This window comes from uncultured Pontibacter sp. (assembly GCF_947499215.1).
GTDB lineage: Bacteria > Bacteroidota > Bacteroidia > Cytophagales > Hymenobacteraceae > Pontibacter.
Genome location: NZ_CANMNI010000001.1, coordinates 590,996 through 606,363, shown reverse-complemented (window position 1 = coordinate 606,363; position 15,368 = coordinate 590,996). Strand labels below are relative to the sequence as shown.

At 46.9% G+C, this 15,368-nt stretch carries 16 protein-coding genes and 1 pseudogene; 3 read left to right on the top strand and 14 right to left on the bottom strand.

The annotated features are described in order from the left end of the window. Positions 1-33: 33 nt before the first annotated feature. The 5 genes from Q1A04_RS02645 to Q1A04_RS02625 form a co-directional block, all read right to left on the bottom strand. On the bottom strand, positions 34-1,146 hold the full coding sequence (locus tag Q1A04_RS02645; RefSeq protein ID WP_299700821.1) for an AMP-binding protein: 1,113 nt from the start codon (positions 1,144-1,146) through the stop codon (positions 34-36). 247 nt (positions 1,147-1,393) lie between these two features. Further along, on the bottom strand, positions 1,394-1,849 hold the full coding sequence (locus Q1A04_RS02640) for a DoxX family protein (protein ID WP_299700819.1): 456 nt from the start codon (positions 1,847-1,849) through the stop codon (positions 1,394-1,396). A 177-nt stretch (positions 1,850-2,026) separates the two neighbouring features. Continuing rightward, entirely contained in the window at positions 2,027-3,724 is a 1,698-nt protein-coding gene (gene menD / locus Q1A04_RS02635; protein WP_299700816.1) for a 2-succinyl-5-enolpyruvyl-6-hydroxy-3-cyclohexene-1-carboxylic-acid synthase, read from the bottom strand. 18 nt (positions 3,725-3,742) lie between these two features. Beyond that, entirely contained in the window at positions 3,743-4,951 is a 1,209-nt protein-coding gene (locus Q1A04_RS02630; protein ID WP_299700814.1) for an isochorismate synthase, read from the bottom strand. A gap of 3 nt (positions 4,952-4,954) precedes the next feature. Further along, positions 4,955-5,365, bottom strand: coding sequence for a hotdog fold thioesterase (locus Q1A04_RS02625; RefSeq protein ID WP_299700811.1), 411 nt, complete (start codon positions 5,363-5,365; stop codon positions 4,955-4,957). Positions 5,366-5,431: 66 nt separating this feature from the next. Between Q1A04_RS02625 and Q1A04_RS02620 the strand changes: the two genes are divergently transcribed. From Q1A04_RS02620 to Q1A04_RS02610, 3 genes are all read left to right on the top strand, one after another. After that, positions 5,432-6,058, top strand: a complete 627-nt coding sequence (locus Q1A04_RS02620) for a histidine phosphatase family protein (RefSeq protein WP_299700808.1) — start codon at positions 5,432-5,434, stop codon at positions 6,056-6,058. A 108-nt stretch (positions 6,059-6,166) separates the two neighbouring features. Continuing rightward, positions 6,167-7,885 (top strand): pyruvate dehydrogenase complex dihydrolipoamide acetyltransferase, encoded by a 1,719-nt coding sequence (locus Q1A04_RS02615; RefSeq protein WP_299700805.1) that lies wholly within the window; start codon positions 6,167-6,169, stop codon positions 7,883-7,885. A gap of 254 nt (positions 7,886-8,139) precedes the next feature. Beyond that, positions 8,140-8,385: a hypothetical protein gene (locus Q1A04_RS02610; RefSeq protein WP_299700802.1), complete on the top strand. Its 246-nt coding sequence runs from the start codon at positions 8,140-8,142 to the stop codon at positions 8,383-8,385. A 110-nt stretch (positions 8,386-8,495) separates the two neighbouring features. On the opposite strand, the gene Q1A04_RS02605 is transcribed toward Q1A04_RS02610, so the two are convergent. The 9 genes and pseudogenes from Q1A04_RS02605 to Q1A04_RS02565 form a co-directional block, all read right to left on the bottom strand. Beyond that, entirely contained in the window at positions 8,496-9,059 is a 564-nt protein-coding gene (locus tag Q1A04_RS02605) for a sugar O-acetyltransferase (RefSeq protein WP_299700799.1), read from the bottom strand. A gap of 31 nt (positions 9,060-9,090) precedes the next feature. Further along, complete coding sequence (locus Q1A04_RS02600) at positions 9,091-9,420, bottom strand: DUF1801 domain-containing protein (protein WP_299700796.1); 330 nt, start codon at positions 9,418-9,420, stop codon at positions 9,091-9,093. A gap of 20 nt (positions 9,421-9,440) precedes the next feature. Beyond that, entirely contained in the window at positions 9,441-10,094 is a 654-nt protein-coding gene (locus Q1A04_RS02595) for an SUMF1/EgtB/PvdO family nonheme iron enzyme (protein WP_299700793.1), read from the bottom strand. Between the two features lie 163 nt (positions 10,095-10,257). After that, positions 10,258-10,791 (bottom strand): nuclear transport factor 2 family protein, encoded by a 534-nt coding sequence (locus Q1A04_RS02590; RefSeq protein WP_299700790.1) that lies wholly within the window; start codon positions 10,789-10,791, stop codon positions 10,258-10,260. Between the two features lie 274 nt (positions 10,792-11,065). Next, positions 11,066-12,043: a hypothetical protein gene (locus Q1A04_RS02585; RefSeq protein ID WP_299700787.1), complete on the bottom strand. Its 978-nt coding sequence runs from the start codon at positions 12,041-12,043 to the stop codon at positions 11,066-11,068. Positions 12,044-12,292: 249 nt separating this feature from the next. Next, positions 12,293-13,126: an alpha/beta hydrolase gene (locus tag Q1A04_RS02580; RefSeq protein ID WP_299700784.1), complete on the bottom strand. Its 834-nt coding sequence runs from the start codon at positions 13,124-13,126 to the stop codon at positions 12,293-12,295. Between the two features lie 397 nt (positions 13,127-13,523). Then, a pseudogene (locus Q1A04_RS02575) lies at positions 13,524-13,993 on the bottom strand (DUF1456 family protein). A 103-nt stretch (positions 13,994-14,096) separates the two neighbouring features. Beyond that, the gene (locus Q1A04_RS02570; protein ID WP_299700780.1) at positions 14,097-14,573 is read right to left on the bottom strand and encodes a hypothetical protein; all 477 of its coding nucleotides are present in this window, start codon (positions 14,571-14,573) and stop codon (positions 14,097-14,099) included. Between the two features lie 81 nt (positions 14,574-14,654). Beyond that, positions 14,655-15,212: a DUF2199 domain-containing protein gene (locus Q1A04_RS02565; RefSeq protein WP_299700777.1), complete on the bottom strand. Its 558-nt coding sequence runs from the start codon at positions 15,210-15,212 to the stop codon at positions 14,655-14,657. Positions 15,213-15,368: the final 156 nt, after the last annotated feature.

The following is a 15,368-nucleotide window of genomic DNA, read 5'->3' as shown; positions in this document are numbered from 1 at the left end:
TTTACCCTACTACGCGATCTTGCTATACCTGTTTTAATCTGTCTCCAATCCGAGTTTCTGCATCGTTCGTAATCGGGACACTTTGCCGGTTCCCGTTTCAGAGAAAGCCGGGCTGTAGTAAATGTCTTTTGGCATTTCAAACTTGCGCAAAAGACCGCGCATTTTCTCCATTACCTGCTGTTCGGCTTCCTCAGGCAGTTGCTTGCCCTCCAGTACCAGAATCACCTTCTCCCCTAGCAATTCATCTGGCTGGGAGGCCACAAAGAAGCGTGGTGCCTGCTCCAGCTCGGCCAGCGCCTCTGATACAGCGACCTCTACCACCTCTGTCTGCACTTTCACGCCCCCTGTGTTGATGGTATTGTCCGCGCGCCCTATCCAGCGGAAGCGGGTAGGTGTGAGGATCTCCACAATGTCATTAGTAACCAGCGTTTCGTTTTCCGTAATATCGGCTTTGATGGTAAGGCAACCCCGGTTATCCTGTCCGATTGTAACGCCCTCTATGGTTTCATAATATTCGGCGGCATCGGGACCGTTGAGCAGGCGCAGGGCGATGTGCGAGGCTGTTTCGGTCATGCCATAGGTATGGTATGTGGGCACTTGCAGTCGCTGCAGTTCGCGTTGAAGTGAAAATCCGACGGGTGCTCCGCCTACCAATATGGCCTTCATGTGGTTCAGCTGCTCTACGGCCTGCGGGCTTTCCTGCAGGATGGTCTGTAACTGCATCGGCACAAAGGAGGAGAAATCATACTGTTCTCCTTCAGGCACTAGGGCTAGGGGATTTCCAACGGGCTCCACCACTGTCATTTGCATCTCCGTCAACAGACCGCGCACTAGCATCATCATGCCGGCAATATACTCTGTGTTAAGGCATATCAGCATGCGCTCATTGGGCTGCAGTCCCAATAACTGCACGGTGCGGCGGGCGCTTATTTCCATTTGGCGGCGCGATAGCGTGATCAGTTTGGGTGTACCCGTGGAGCCGGATGTCTGTATCGGAAATTCCTGCACCCCGGTTAGCCAGTCGCGGCAAAATTCGAGGGTCTTGGCTTCGTAGCCGTTCAGCGGAATGCTGTTCCGGAAAGAATAGGCGGCTATTTCGTCATAATAGAATTTCTTCCCGTTCAGGGTCAGGAACCGTTGCGTCATGTAAATATCAGTGTTGTGTGACAGGAGGCTTTGGACTGCCTGCCACAGCATTTTTCAATAGTTTATTTGGGTGCGCTCCGCCTTCGGAACTTGCGCTTCGTGTATACGCACAAAACTACTATTTAAACGTTATAACACGTTAATTTAAAATCTGATTATTTGTTGCGAAATGTGCCTTAACAGATAAAGAGGGGCATAGCAGCAACTTACTAGACAGCTGCTGCGCCATGTAAAATAAATGAATAAGTTAGTAGAGCCAGTCTTTCTGAGGTTTGCGGATGAGGTGGTCAATTGACAGTCTGCCTGAGCCCCATACCAAAAAGAAGACGAGTAAAAGCAGGACAATGATGGAAGACCAAAGTTCCGTGTTCTCAGAGTAGAAGCCCCGCTGCGGATTAATGAATAACACAGCGCCCAACAGAATGGGGAGTTGAAAAAGAATAGCTACTCTCGTGATCAGGCCCATCGCGATCAATAAGCCACCTACCAGATGAACGAAAGCCACATAGTGTGCTATTCCGAGTGATACCCATTGAAACTGGCTGTTGCGCATGATGCTTTGCAGTGCCTCCGTATCCTGAATAAACATGACACCTTTTACGAATAAAAAGATACCGAGTGCCATGCGCACAAAATCTACCCAAACCGGATGGTGTGCATCAGCCCAGTGCTCGATCCGGTGCATGTCTTGCGTTAAGTTCATGGCTGTAAGATTTTAGGTTTAAGAAATTGGTATACAATTGTTTAAACGAATTATACAGCTAAATGGACAATCATAAACCGGATTTCATACAAGCGGTACAAAGACAAGTTGTATAGAAATAAAGGGTGTTGTCCTCAAAAGGAGCACGCGGATGCGTATTTTTTCTATTCTTATACCTTACAAAGCCTTCAGCAGCGCCTGTTTATAAGCCGCAAACTCGGCAGCATTTGACTTGCTATTGGTGAAGATCTCCAATATACCTGCCCCGGCATCAGGGGCGAAAAAGGCGGGTAGGATTTGCTCCAGTTCTTCCAATGACTGACAGGCGGTGTAGTTTAGCCCAAAGTCAAGTGCCGTGTTACGTGCGTCCAGCTGTTGACGGGTTTCAAAATACTCCTCTAACTCCGGCTGTCGCTTCGGGCCTTCAATCAGTCTGAAAATGCCGCCAGCGTGGTTGTTTATGATAACAATGCGCAGGTTGGCCGACAGATAGTTGTGCCAAAGTCCGTTGCGATCGTAAAAGAAGGCCATGTCGCCGGTGAGCAGGGTGGTGATGCGCTTGCTGCTCAGAGCGCAACCCACGGTTGTACTGGTGCTGCCGTCGATGCCGCTGGTACCGCGGTTGGCGTATACCTGCACGTCCTGCTGCGGCTGCAAAGCCAATATATTCGCATAGCGTACGGCCATGCTATTGGCGAGGTGCAGGTTGCTCTGTTTAGGCAGAGTCTTCAGAACACGGCTAATAGCAGTCAGTTCGCTGTAGGGTGCAACTGTGCTAAACTCCTTTAAAAAATTACCCGCCTTAATTTCTATACTAGCCCAAGCTTTGATGTAGCCAGAGTCTTCGCGGGTGCAGCCGGCCATGCTGCGAAAGAAGCTGCCGGGCGTGCAGCGGATGATGCGGGTAAGCGACTGAAACGTATCTGCTACCTGTCCGGCTGGTTGTATGTGCCAGTGCGCCTTGGGCTTGTACTGGCGCAGGTATAGCTTCAGGCTTTTGGAGATAATTGATTTGCCAAAGGTGATCAGCAGATCTGGTTGCAAGGCCTGCATCTTCTCCGGATCAGGGCAGGCCAGTATGGCGTCGTGATGGCGCACTACGCCGGGGAGTTGCTGTGTGTTGCTGATGATGTCACCCACTGCCACGGCGCCTGTCGAACTTATGAACGTCTGGAGGGATTGCAGTAGCTTTGGGTCATGATTTTCCTGACCGGCCACAATCAGTACACGCTTGTAGTAGAGCATTTCCTGCTCAAACTTAAGTGCCTGCATTTGGCTGAGTTCGTAGGGATTGTGGTCTTCTTCGATCACTTTCACCTGCTCGTCATACTGCAAAGCTTCTCCATCGGCTGGATAGAAAGGCTCACGCAGTGGCACGTTGATATGCACCGGCCCGGGCGGAAAAGCTACCGCTTCGTTCAAGGCCTCAGACACCATACGCTCCGTGTGCCACACAGCATCCGGGTGCTCGAGGGCCACCGGGAAGTCGAAGCTGCGTTTGATGTGCTGTCCGTATACCTGCTGCTGCCGAATGGTCTGCCCGTCGAGTTGGTCGATCCACTCAGGCGGACGATCGGCAGTGAGCACTAGCAAGGGCACTTGCAGGAAGTAGGCTTCTGCCACAGCTGGCGCATAATTGAGCGCCGCCGTGCCCGAAGTGCAAACCAGTACCGTCGGCCTGCCTGTCGTCTGGGCCATACCGAGGGCAATGAAAGCCGCCGCCCGTTCATCACTCACCGTGCGCACTGTCAGCTTCGGGTGGCGGGCAAAGGCAATGGTCAATGGCGCACAACGCGACCCCGGCGACAACACCACATTTACCACCCCTTTGCGGGCACATATCTCGGCTATATTGACAACGGGCTGAAGTACCATAATGAGTGAATGAGTGAATTAAAAATCAGACAGGATTTTGCCCATCGTTTGAAGTTTATGCTGTGTTTCCTGCCATTCTTTTTCGGGGGAGGACTCGCCGGTGATGCCGGCTCCCGCGTATAGTACGGCTTCGTGCTCTAACAGCTGCATACAGCGCAGATTCACGAAAAGGTGCGTGCCGGCTATGCTGTTCACAGGGCCTAAAAATCCGCTGTAGTAGCTGCGGTCGTAGCCTTCGTGATCGAGTATAAACCGTAGCGCCGGTTCTTTGGGCAGTCCGCAGACGGCAGAGGTGGGGTGTAAGAGGCGCAGCATGTCGGTGCCTAAAGTCGGGAAGTCTACCTCCTTCAGATCTACTTTAAAATCGGTGCGCAGGTGCATCAGGTTGCCGGCGATCACGGTGCGCGGACCCACTTCGGAGTACTCGCGCAAACGCAGCTTTTTGAAACAACTCAGCACATAGCGTTCTACCATACCCTGCTCCTCGATCTCTTTCTGTCGCCAGATCGCGTTGGCCGTGGAGCCGTCTTCGCAGGCGGGCTGCGTGCCTGCCAGCGCCACGGTTTTGAACACCTGCTGCTGGTCCACGCTCACCAGTATCTCTGGCGAGGCGCCTAGCCAAGTACCCACGCCGGGTATAGCCACCAGCGACACAAAAGCATTGGGATAGGACGATTGCATTTTCTCAAAGGCCTTGTGCAGACTGAATGCATCGGGGAGGGGCGAGGTGTTGATCCGCGAGAGCACCACCTTTTCCATCGCTTCCGCCCGGATCACATCCACAGCCAGACTTACAGCTGCTATAAAGGTTTCTTCGTTGCGGTCTGTATGGCGGGCTGGGTTAGCAGGTGTAGACCATGCCGCAGGTTTCCCGTTTTCCACCTGCGCTATCGCTTCTATAAAAAGGCTCACTTTTTCCGTAGGCGCATCGGGGGCAGTGCTGAGCTGCCGGGTAAACGAATTGTAGCTGATGTCTGCTTTGAGGAAAATATTGCTTTCAGCACCGTCCGTCACAAAGGGGCAGAACAGAAAACCTGCCGGGCTGGGCTCCAGCTCAGGTATAGCGGCGGTTGTTTGCGGCGCAAAGGCGATGCAGGCCTGCACTTCTGTTTGCAAAGGCAGTCGCCAGACGGCAATGGCCTGCTGCTGGCTTAGTGCCGCCGACAGCACCTGCTCCAAGGTATAGCCTTGCGTGTTTTCTTCTGCTATGCCAGCTGCCTGTTTCATGCTTTATTTCTTGTCTATTACGGCTACGGTCATGCGGCTGAGGCATACCAGATCGCCAGTCTCAGATGAGATCTTGATTTCCCATACCTGTGTGCTGCGGCCTTTGTGCAAAGCCTTGGCCTCGCCGTATACCCAGCCTTCGCGCACGCTGCGGATGTGGTTGGCATTTATCTCCAGTCCCACACAGGCTTTCTGGCTTAGATCCACCGATAGCGCTGCCCCGATACTGCCCAGCGTTTCGGCCAAGGCCACAGAGGCGCCACCGTGAAGCAACCCCATCGGCTGGTGGGTGCGGCGGTCCACCGGCATTTTACCGAGCAGCACACCCTCGCTGTAAGAGGTCAATTCGATGCCGAGGTGTTCCACCATTGTGTTTTTACTCCACTTCCGCAGCTTTTCTAACGTAGAATCCATTTTGTATAGGCTTTGAATGCTAACTTCGCATTCTCGTATTGGTAAAGAGGCAAAAGTAGAAGAATTTTGAGTATTAAGAAAATATACCTGATCCGCCACGGACAGACCGATTTTAACCTGCAAGGCATCGTGCAGGGCAGTGGTGTGGATGCGTCGCTCAATGACTTGGGCCGCAGACAGGCAGCCGCTTTTTTTGAGAAGTACCAGCATGTATCTTTCGATAAGGTATACACCTCTACGCTGCAACGCAGTATAGAGTCGGTGCAGGGGTTCATCGACAGAGGCATACCGCACGAGCGCCATGCCGGGCTCAACGAGATTAATTGGGGTACGCGCGAAGGCACGCGCATCACACCCGAGGAGGATGCCTACTATCACCGCATGTTGCAGACGTGGACCGAAGGCGAGACCAGCCTGTGCATAGAAGGAGGGGAGAGCCCCGATCTGGTGGCTGCCCGGCAGAGGCCCGTGGTGGACCTGATCCTGAGTCGTCCGGAAGAGGAAACCGTGCTGATCTGTATGCACGGCCGCGCCATGCGCATTTTACTGAGCCAGTTGCTACGCTACCCGCTGCGTTGTATGGACCAGTTTGAGCACCAGAATCTGTGCCTCTACCAACTCGATTATACAGGTAGCATGTTCACTGTGAAGAGGTACTGTGACGTGGCCCATTTGCAGGATGTGCAGGTATAAATTACCAGCCGCAACAAAATAGGGGGTATAGTTTGAATAAAATATTTTTAGGTCTAATTTTGGGCCTTATTGATTAGACGAAATAGGCGAACAAATAAGACGATAATTATGGCTGAAGTGATACGAATGCCTAAGATGAGCGACACGATGACGGAGGGGGTGATTGCATCTTGGCTTAAGAAAGTAGGTGACAAGGTAAGCGCCGGTGACATTCTGGCCGAGGTGGAAACCGACAAGGCGACCATGGAACTGGAATCCTACGAAGATGGCACCCTGTTGCACATTGGTCCGCAGAAAGGCGATTCTGTACCGGTAGATGCTGTAATAGCGATCATTGGCAAGGAAGGCGAAGACATTTCTGACCTGCTGGACGGTGCCGGAAACGGTAAGAAGCCAGCTGCCAAAGAAGAGCCTAAAGAGGAGAAAAAGGAAGCACCTAAGCAGGAGGAGAAGAAAGAAGAAAAGAAAGAGGCTGCTTCGGCTAAGGCTGATGCCCCTGCCGCTAAAACCTCCGTGGACACTTCCAGCATCAAGGCAAACGTGATCCGAATGCCAAAGATGAGCGACACCATGACAGAAGGTGTACTCGTTTCGTGGCTGAAGAGAGTAGGCGACAAAGTGAGCGCAGGCGACGTGCTGGCCGAAGTGGAGACTGATAAGGCGACCATGGAGCTTGAGTCTTACGAAGACGGTACGCTGCTTTATACTGGCGTTAATGAAGGCGATTCAGTTGCTATTGATGCAGTTATCGCCATTATCGGTGAAGAAGGTGCTGACTATAAGGCGCTTTTGGAAGCTGAAGGCTCTGATAAGCAGGAACGCCAAGAAAACGCGCAGACGGATGAGGCAATCGAAGCTGGTGTTGACAAAGTTACCTCTGATAAAGTAGAAGAAACTAAAGTGCCGGCCGGCGAAACAGAGCAAGTTTCCGCCGATGGAAACGGCCGCATCAAAGCTTCGCCGCTTGCTAAGAAAGTAGCCAAAGATAAAGGCTTTAATCTGAGCCAGATCAAAGGATCGGGTGAGGGTGGACGTATAGTACTGCGTGACGTGGAGAACTTCAAACCATCTGAAGCGCCGCAGAAAGAAGCAGCCAAAGCTCCTGCCGCCGCTCCGGCTGCACAGGCTATACCGGGCGCGCCATCTGATTCTTACGAAGAAGTGAACGTGTCTCAGATGCGCAAAGTGATTGCCCGCCGTTTGGCTGAAAGCAAGTTCACGGCACCGCACTTCTACCTGACCATGGAGATCGACATGGACAAGGCTATGGAAGCCCGTGTGTCGATCAACGAAGTGTCTCCGGTGAAAGTATCGTTTAACGACTTGGTGATCAAGGCGGCCGCTGCAGCGCTTCGTCAGCACCCTGCCGTGAACTCCTCGTGGCTGGGCGACAAGATCCGTTACAACAAGCACATCAACATCGGTGTGGCTGTGGCGGTAGAAGAGGGTCTTCTGGTGCCTGTGGTGCGCAACGCCGACTACAAGTCGCTTTCAACTATCGCGTCTGAAGTGAAAGATCTGGGTGGCAAAGCGAAGAGCAAGAAGCTGCAACCGTCTGACTGGGAAGGTAACACGTTTACTATCTCCAACTTGGGCATGTTCGGCATCGAAGAGTTTACGGCCATCATCAACCCGCCAGATGCCTGCATCATGGCTGTGGGTGGCATCAAGCAAACACCTGTTGTGCGCGACGGTCAGATCAGAATCGGCAACGTGATGAAAGTAACACTTTCGTGCGACCACCGTGTAGTAGACGGCGCCGTAGGTTCCGCTTTCCTGCAGACCTTCAAGAACCTGCTCGAGAATCCGGTGAGAATATTGGTATAAGTAATTTTCAATATGAACATGGCAAAGGGCCTCCTCGGAAACGGGGAGGCCCTTTGCTTTGATTATTTAGGGTGAGGTGAGGGATGCAATGGGACGCCTTGCTATTGTGTAATTTATATATATTGATATTACTTAGCCACTTCCGTCTAAAGCCCGTACACTGTGATAGGTAAGAAAGTGCTTTTCCGTAAATCATAAGGGTTTTAAAGATCAGCTATTTTTGTTTGCCATCACCAGTTCCAGATTTTCATTATATGAAATTCATTTATTTATTGAGTGCGCTTGCCCTGACGTTCACATTTGGCTGTAATAAACAACCACAAGAAGAACAGGTAAAAGTTGTAGAAACAGAAACAGTAAAAGTTGTGGAAGTAGAAAAGTCGGCAGCCACGCCAGCTACCAAAGTAGTTATGGAGCAGGAAAAGGGGACGTCCCTTGAATTGGGCCCTGAAGGCGGATCTCTTAAAACTAAGAAAGTAGATATTAAAATCAACAACTAGTTCCAGAAGGTTGTGATACAGAAAAAGCCGGGCGATAAGTCCGGCTTTTTTGTTTAATGACTTTGATGCCTATATAGGCTGCCGGGTAGTTTGTGCCAGCCGGGCATAGCTTACTCCTTTTCTAACTCACGGATAACCCGGCACGGGTTGCCCGCTGCAAACACATCGGCAGGTATGTCTTTGGTGACCACGCTGCCCGCACCAATCACGCTGCGATCCCCAATGCTGATGCCGGGGCAGATAACAGCACTTCCGCCTACCCAGACGTCTTCGCCGATTTGGATGGGCTTGGCATACTCCAGACCGGAGGCGCGTTCCCGATGATCCATAGGGTGCGTGGCTGTGTATACCTGCACATTGGGTCCGAACAGTGTCCGGCTGCCAATGCGTACTTCTGCTACGTCGAGCACCACACAGTTGAAGTTGAAGAACACTTTTTCGCCCACGACCATGTTGTAGCCATAGTCGCAATAGAAGGGAGGCTGCAGCCATAGTCCTGCTCCTGCATTCGGGATCAGTGCTTTTAAGATACGGTAGCGTTCTTCTTCCTGATCTTCGCGGCTGTCGTTGAGTTCTTTCAAAAGCAGGCGCGCTTGCAGGCGCTCCTCGGATAGTTGCTTGTCCAGCGCGTCGTACAATTCCCCCGCTAGCATTTTCTCTTTCTCGGTTTTCATAGGTCGGGTATACGTTTGCGGACTGGTTTGGCTATACCGCTGCGGCTTTAAACCACGCAGTCAGGAGTTCGTGGTCGATGTCCTGCACGTTTTTGATCTTAATATGGCGCATGTCCTTGCCAGTTCCCTCCAGCAAGCCCTTTGGGTCGTTGAGCTTATTGAACTGAAAGAAGCCGAGAGTAATATAGGCCTTGGCCGTTTTAAGGTACGCGAAATCTTTATCAGAGCGGAAAACAGGGCGACTCCATTTAAACTCCTCAGTTACGCTAGGTACTGTGTCGTGCACGAGCTGGCGGAGTGCTTCGAGGGTTTCTTTATGTTTTTCGGAGGTGTTGATGTAGTCGTTTACTTGTGGGTGCATGGTGATGGTATAAGTTTATACTATTCTTCAATTTCAACGATGCATCTAAAACCCAAGTATGGGCTAGGCCCATCATAGGAAATGGTGCGGTTGGCATTTTCCTTTAAGTCGAACAGTTGATGATTGTTTGCACCCATCGACACGCCTTTTTCTGCGGTCATTTCAGACACATTATCGAACAGGTTATAGATACTATTATTTGATTTTTCCTGTTTCCTGCTGTCAATCAGAAAATACTGCCCTGTGATTTTGCTGACTGCCTTTTTGGTTTTGGCCAGATTCTTCTCCTGTTGCTTCAGATCCGTCTTGATGATTTCTTCCGCTATAGCCGTCCATTCGCTTGCTGTCGGTAACCGGTAGGTCACATTCTTGCCTAGTTTTTTACTTACAACTTTAGAGCGCCAAGCACAATAGTCAAGAGCTTGCTCGTAGCTTATTAGCACAATAGGCTTAAAATGATTTTCAGACTTTCTATACCAAGTGTTGGCACTATCGGGAAGGAGTTTGTGTCTGTCAGCAGTCCCTATTTCGTTTTCTCTATGATGGATATACTCTAACCAATGGATATTCAAGATTTCGGTTGTGTCAACATGGTAGTTTTTTACCTGCTTTGTGCCGGGAGGCGTGCTGTTTAAATTTAAAAAAAGAATGAACGTCAGTAGTGATGTAATCATGCAAGTTTGTTTAAGGTTTGATTATGTTCGTTGGTGTTTAGATTTTTAATTAAAAGAGTTATGTCAATAATTGCTGTTAAACGGAGTTGGCCGTTATGTACTAGGCTTTGTGATTGCGTGATTATAAATGGTTGGGCCCGTAGTAAAATAAAGCATTATTTGCCTAAAGTGCCTTATTTATTTTCTCAACATCTTCGTTTCTAGGAATAAAATTCCAAGAAAACATGTCTACCATCCATCTGCCATCCTCATGCCGCGCATGGCTGATGTTTCTTATCATCATTTTTTCGCTCAGATCTGGGAAAAAGTACTGATCAATAATGACGGCGGATGCACCGTTAATTACTATTTCCCGACGTTCGATTTTATAATCTGGAATTCGGACTGCAGTGTCACCGAGCATCTGTTCCTGATAAGCTCTGAAGTCGTTGAAGTTCAATATTTCATTCGGATCTGTACCCAGATAAATACCATCTTTGGCCATGTGCTTGTCAACGAAGGCAATGTCTTTCTTCTTAAACAAGTTGTGTATCTCGTCAGCCAATGCGTTCAGGTCCTGTCTGGCCTTTGCCGTGTCTACTGCAGTATGAGTGGTAGGAGTTTGATTGCCTGCTGCCTGTTGCTCTGTTGCCCTTTCGGATTCACTGCAAGCAACCAACATTAAGATCGCTAGCACTGAAAAATAAACTTTTCTCATTTTGTCTTCGGTTTTAGTTTCAAAGTAATAAACGAGTCACAATAAGAGCAAGGAATCTTAAATTGTAACTTTCTTAGAAAAATTTACGAAATTAGGATGTGATTAGATACAGCTTATCAGCTTTCCTTTTGTTATGAAGTAGCGGTATGTTCAGGATTTGAGCAGATAGGCCAGCATAAAATTTACCATCACAATCAATCTACATTTTGAATAAAGCGAAATGACATTTAGCTATGGTTAGCTGATAAACTATTCCAAAAACTTTAACTTTAGATCAGTTTATAAGCTCGGTCACCGCATCCGGTCCAGCTTTCTTTAGTGCTTTAGAGTGCTGTTTTAGGAGCCTTTCACTCGACTTGCTAATTTTTGATGACGAGACCTTTTTCCACTGCTCTATATCTGAGACAAAGTTTTTTTTAAAAATCTCACATGATAGGTCTCTGATAACAGCATAGTTTGCAAAAGCATGGGAGTTTCTCCCTTCTTTATTAGCGTTTCTAATAAAAGTCTGAATCAAATTATAAAGTGTTTCGCGTGCGAAAACCAATTCTGTTAGCTTAGCCCTATACTCCAAGTCAGCGCCTGTAAGTAGGGGGTAGGTTTTATAATCAGCAAAATGCTGGGCTTCATGCGTCAAGTAGCTTACCTTAAAGTTTTCGCTATTTGTGTCATATGCTTTCCTGACACTGTAGTGAAACTCCTTGGTAGCCCATCCACCTGCATAGTACTTGCCAAAGGTGGCGTATTCTTGCCATCCCATCGTGACTGTACTGTCAATGAAAATGATGGTAGCTTTGACTTCTGTCTCAGGCAGTTTCACTTGGTAGGTTGTGGTGTCTTCCTTCGGCCATATAAACAGATCAAATAGGCCGCCTGTCTTACCAGTGGCAGCGTAATAATTCTGCTGTTTTAGGAAGTCCTTTAAATGCTGTCCAAAGTTGCTAGCAATGTCTGGTTGGGAGACTGAGCTGGGCTTATAGTTGTGTGATCTGAGAAAAGCCATCACGCTGTCTTTGAGTTCTTTGTCGTATTGCTCCTTATTGCGCTTGTCCAGCAAAGTCTTTCTCCAATAAGTATGATACACCTGCAACAGACTAATTAGAATTGTGTCATTTGTGTTGTGGTCGACCTGCTCATCCTGATACTTAAAGCGGTGAAAATACTTTTCTTTTATCTTCCTCTGTTCTTCTGTTAAAGCTTCATCAGGTATAGTATCTAACACCGAGATAATTTTGCCTACATCTTCCTGCAAAGCGTAGGAATAGATTTTATTAAACTCAAAAGCTTCTCTACTTTGCCCGGATACATGATGACACAGAAGGAGGCAAAATATTATTATACAGCTTTTCATCGGGTTAATTTAACGGATTTCAATTAGCATACTGCATGTTAGGTGCTAATAACCATATCAATTTCCGGTTGCAGTTTAGTTTTAATTTACTTTGATGTCTGAAGTATCACTATATCACCGATACCCTGATCGTGCCTTTGTGTGCAGCCATTATCCTTCTATAAAGTATAATGTTTTTTTAATCGAATCATCAGAGTCTCTCCCTATCCAAAATAGATGACCCCACTCATTGGTTAGACATTCAAGGACAGAACCCTTAATTTTATCTCGAGCATTAATAGCATGTTCGAAAGGGACACTGTTATCATATTCACTGTGAATAATTAGGGTTGGGCATTCGATTCTTTCTAAGGTACTTTCATCAATCGTTTGTTCCAAGTCATTTACAAATCCTTCACCTGAATCGTATTTCTTTAATGCATGGATTAACTCTTGCACGTCATTTGATTCAATAATTGGGTAAGGTTTTTTTGAAAACTGTGGATGAAAGCTCTTGCCAATAAGATTTGGAAGTAATCTTGAAAAGATCCGTACCATACTCCAAGTCCATTTTTGATACTTTGGATTGAAGATTATCTGAGCCTTTCTATAAATCTTATCATCTCTATTAAGCCATTTTTTAGATATAGCAGATGCCAAAACAAGCTTTTTTACTCGTTCCGGATAGTTTGCGGCCAACTCAATAGCTGTAAGACCACCGGCAGAGATCCCATAGACAACAATTTCATCTATACTGATTTCGTCAATTAATGCTATTAAAAGATCAGCAGCTTTTCTAGGTGTTTTATGATCATCAAGAAGTGTATTTCCATAACCCGGTCGTGATGGAATAATGAGCTGATATTTTTTTAGGTCGAATCCTTTTGTAGCTAATCCCTCACAAGAATTTGAATGGCCGCCATGAATAAATAAAATAGGTTGCCCAATACCAAATAAGCTATATTCAACCTTTCCAAGTTTGGTTGTTAGTATATGATCTGCCATTCAGGTTTTGTTTTTTGCTTACACACAACTGACTTGAGTTATTAGATTTACATATATGATCTCGTTTGACGGGATGGTGCAGCCGAAGCCTGAAGCGTAGCAAGGGTTACGGCTGAGCAGGGTTAGGCTGCATTTTCTCAAAGTTCTTAATTGTTTCCAGCTCTTTTTGCTTAATGCTCATTACTTCTTCCAAATTGTAGCCGTCTTGGAGTCCGAGTCAGAACTTAGGGGAGTCGCCAAAGTAGTAACTTAATCTTAAGGCAATGCCTTGGATAGCAGCTCGAAAGGCGCCTGGTTTATTTTAGTTGTAATGGAGGAAATATTCTTCTATACTAAAGCCAGCCCGAAACAGAGTGTTCTACTAAGTTACATGCATTATGCGGGTTTTAAAACAATCTTATTTCCCTGATTCGGGTTGGTGCTTTAGTTGCAAGCCGTGCAGGAAGTTGCGCAGAATCTGGTCTTGAAGCGGGCGGTAATGCTGGTGGTCAGGTTTGCGAAAAAAGGCGCTGAGTTCGTGCTTGCTTAAACGGAATTTTACCAGTTCCAGAATATCCAGGATGTCCTCGTCTATCAGGTTCAGGGCAATTTTGAGCTTACGAAGTATCATGTTATTATTCAGTTTATTTTCGGGCTTAGGTTGCTCGCTTTCCTTCTTGCCGCGTTTCTCGTTTATAAAACCATTAAGAAAAGCAGCTAGGTGCAGGTCGCTCATTTCCTTAAACCCGGGCTCATCTTCCTTTTTCATCCACTCGATGATTCCTGCACGGGTTACCTGCTCCCCCCAGACTTAAAAAGCTCCATCAGCTTAGAGTCGTTGAAATCAAATGTATAGCGGAGCCGGCGTAAAATATCGTTGTTGTTCATGTTTATACTTTGAATAATTTCTTTATAAATATCGCCTTAACGTGCTCGTGCATACAAAGCCTGCCGTGTAGCAAAGGTTTTGTATGAACCTTGTTGTAGGGTGTTATTTTTTGTTTTTATACTTCCTGTAGTTTAGTAAGCCAATTAGACTGAAGAGTACAAAGAAGAAAGGTATTGCAATATTTTTTTCCAGTTTATCTGTCTTAGTTGCTTCTTTAGCACTTAAAAAGGATTCAGTGCCAGAGCGTAATTCATACACAGTGATGTCTCCATTAAGACTATTTGGTAATTGGTCTATTAATAACGTTACTGTGTCGCCAATTTTAACTTGTTGCTCAAAACTCTCCTTGTTAAAATCATCTACAAACTTAGCTGGTATTCTGTATTGGCTACCATCCCTATTCAAACTAAACAAGTACTGATAATTTTTACCACCACGACCATCAGAATCAATTGTAAAAGAGTAGTCTCTGATAATACCATATTTTTCAACTAATTTATCAGGGTATCCCCAAAATCTGTAGGATAGAATCAAAGTTGCCACTAAGAAAAGAGAAATACTTATTATTAAATTTTTCATTATTTTAATGACCTACAACGTCTTGTGCAGTTGATGGACGAAGCGTAGCTTAGCCTAAGTGCTGCACCTTGTTGGGTGTTGCTATTCTTTGTTCGTTTCCTGATGCAAGTCAGGTATAATTTCAGTAACAATTGACAATGCTTTTTCCAAAGTTATCCCGTTTGCTTGGTCAAGAGCGAGAGGGCTGTTTTCTTCTGTCACGACTACTCTAGGTATGATTCCTACTTCCTGTGTGATTACTTCAGTTTTTATGTTCAGAGTGTCGTCGTAGGTAGGAACGTATGTTTGTAGCCAACCAAAGTATGGAGGCTCATTCACTCTGTCAGCGTCATTCCACAATTCATTTGTTCTGATGAAGTTTTCTTCGCTTAGACTAGTCCAGACGTTGAAGATTAAGTCTTCTTCATAGTCATTTATAGGTATAGTCAACCGACCACGCACAAAGAAGTGTTCTTCGTCAACCACACAAAGGCTTTCGGTTTTTTCTACTCTTCTTTCTCTTTCTTCTTCTGGTACTGTAAAATAATATTCAGGGTAGTCGCTGCCAAAGGTCAACGGCAGGCTGCTAAGCTCCATACCACAGCATGAACAATTGTAAGTTAGCTGACCTGACTGGTTTATTTCTTTAGTAACCTTCAATTTCTATAATTTATAGTACCACCCAACGAAAAAGGCCATAAGACGGTGAAGCTTGTCTGACTTGATTCAGTGTCTTATGGGCGGTGTTGGCCGGGGTTGTTTTTCCCTTTTTTCTCCCGGTACTGCGATGTAAAAATAGGGGAAAAACAACCCGGA

Excerpts from the sequence above, each read along its gene's own strand:
- Q1A04_RS02645 (WP_299700821.1), bottom strand. The coding sequence starts at position 1,146 with ATGACGCAACGGTTCCTGACCCTGAACGGGAAGAAATTCTATTATGAC.
- Q1A04_RS02640 (WP_299700819.1), bottom strand. The coding sequence starts at position 1,849 with ATGAACTTAACGCAAGACATGCACCGGATCGAGCACTGGGCTGATGCA.
- menD (WP_299700816.1), bottom strand. The coding sequence starts at position 3,724 with ATGGTACTTCAGCCCGTTGTCAATATAGCCGAGATATGTGCCCGCAAA.
- Q1A04_RS02630 (WP_299700814.1), bottom strand. The coding sequence starts at position 4,951 with ATGAAACAGGCAGCTGGCATAGCAGAAGAAAACACGCAAGGCTATACC.
- Q1A04_RS02625 (WP_299700811.1), bottom strand. The coding sequence starts at position 5,365 with ATGGATTCTACGTTAGAAAAGCTGCGGAAGTGGAGTAAAAACACAATG.
- Q1A04_RS02615 (WP_299700805.1), top strand. The coding sequence starts at position 6,167 with ATGGCTGAAGTGATACGAATGCCTAAGATGAGCGACACGATGACGGAG.
- Q1A04_RS02610 (WP_299700802.1), top strand. The coding sequence starts at position 8,140 with ATGAAATTCATTTATTTATTGAGTGCGCTTGCCCTGACGTTCACATTT.
- Q1A04_RS02605 (WP_299700799.1), bottom strand. The coding sequence starts at position 9,059 with ATGAAAACCGAGAAAGAGAAAATGCTAGCGGGGGAATTGTACGACGCG.
- Q1A04_RS02600 (WP_299700796.1), bottom strand. The coding sequence starts at position 9,420 with ATGCACCCACAAGTAAACGACTACATCAACACCTCCGAAAAACATAAA.
- Q1A04_RS02595 (WP_299700793.1), bottom strand. The coding sequence starts at position 10,094 with ATGATTACATCACTACTGACGTTCATTCTTTTTTTAAATTTAAACAGC.
- Q1A04_RS02590 (WP_299700790.1), bottom strand. The coding sequence starts at position 10,791 with ATGAGAAAAGTTTATTTTTCAGTGCTAGCGATCTTAATGTTGGTTGCT.
- Q1A04_RS02580 (WP_299700784.1), bottom strand. The coding sequence starts at position 13,126 with ATGGCAGATCATATACTAACAACCAAACTTGGAAAGGTTGAATATAGC.
- Q1A04_RS02570 (WP_299700780.1), bottom strand. The coding sequence starts at position 14,573 with ATGAAAAATTTAATAATAAGTATTTCTCTTTTCTTAGTGGCAACTTTG.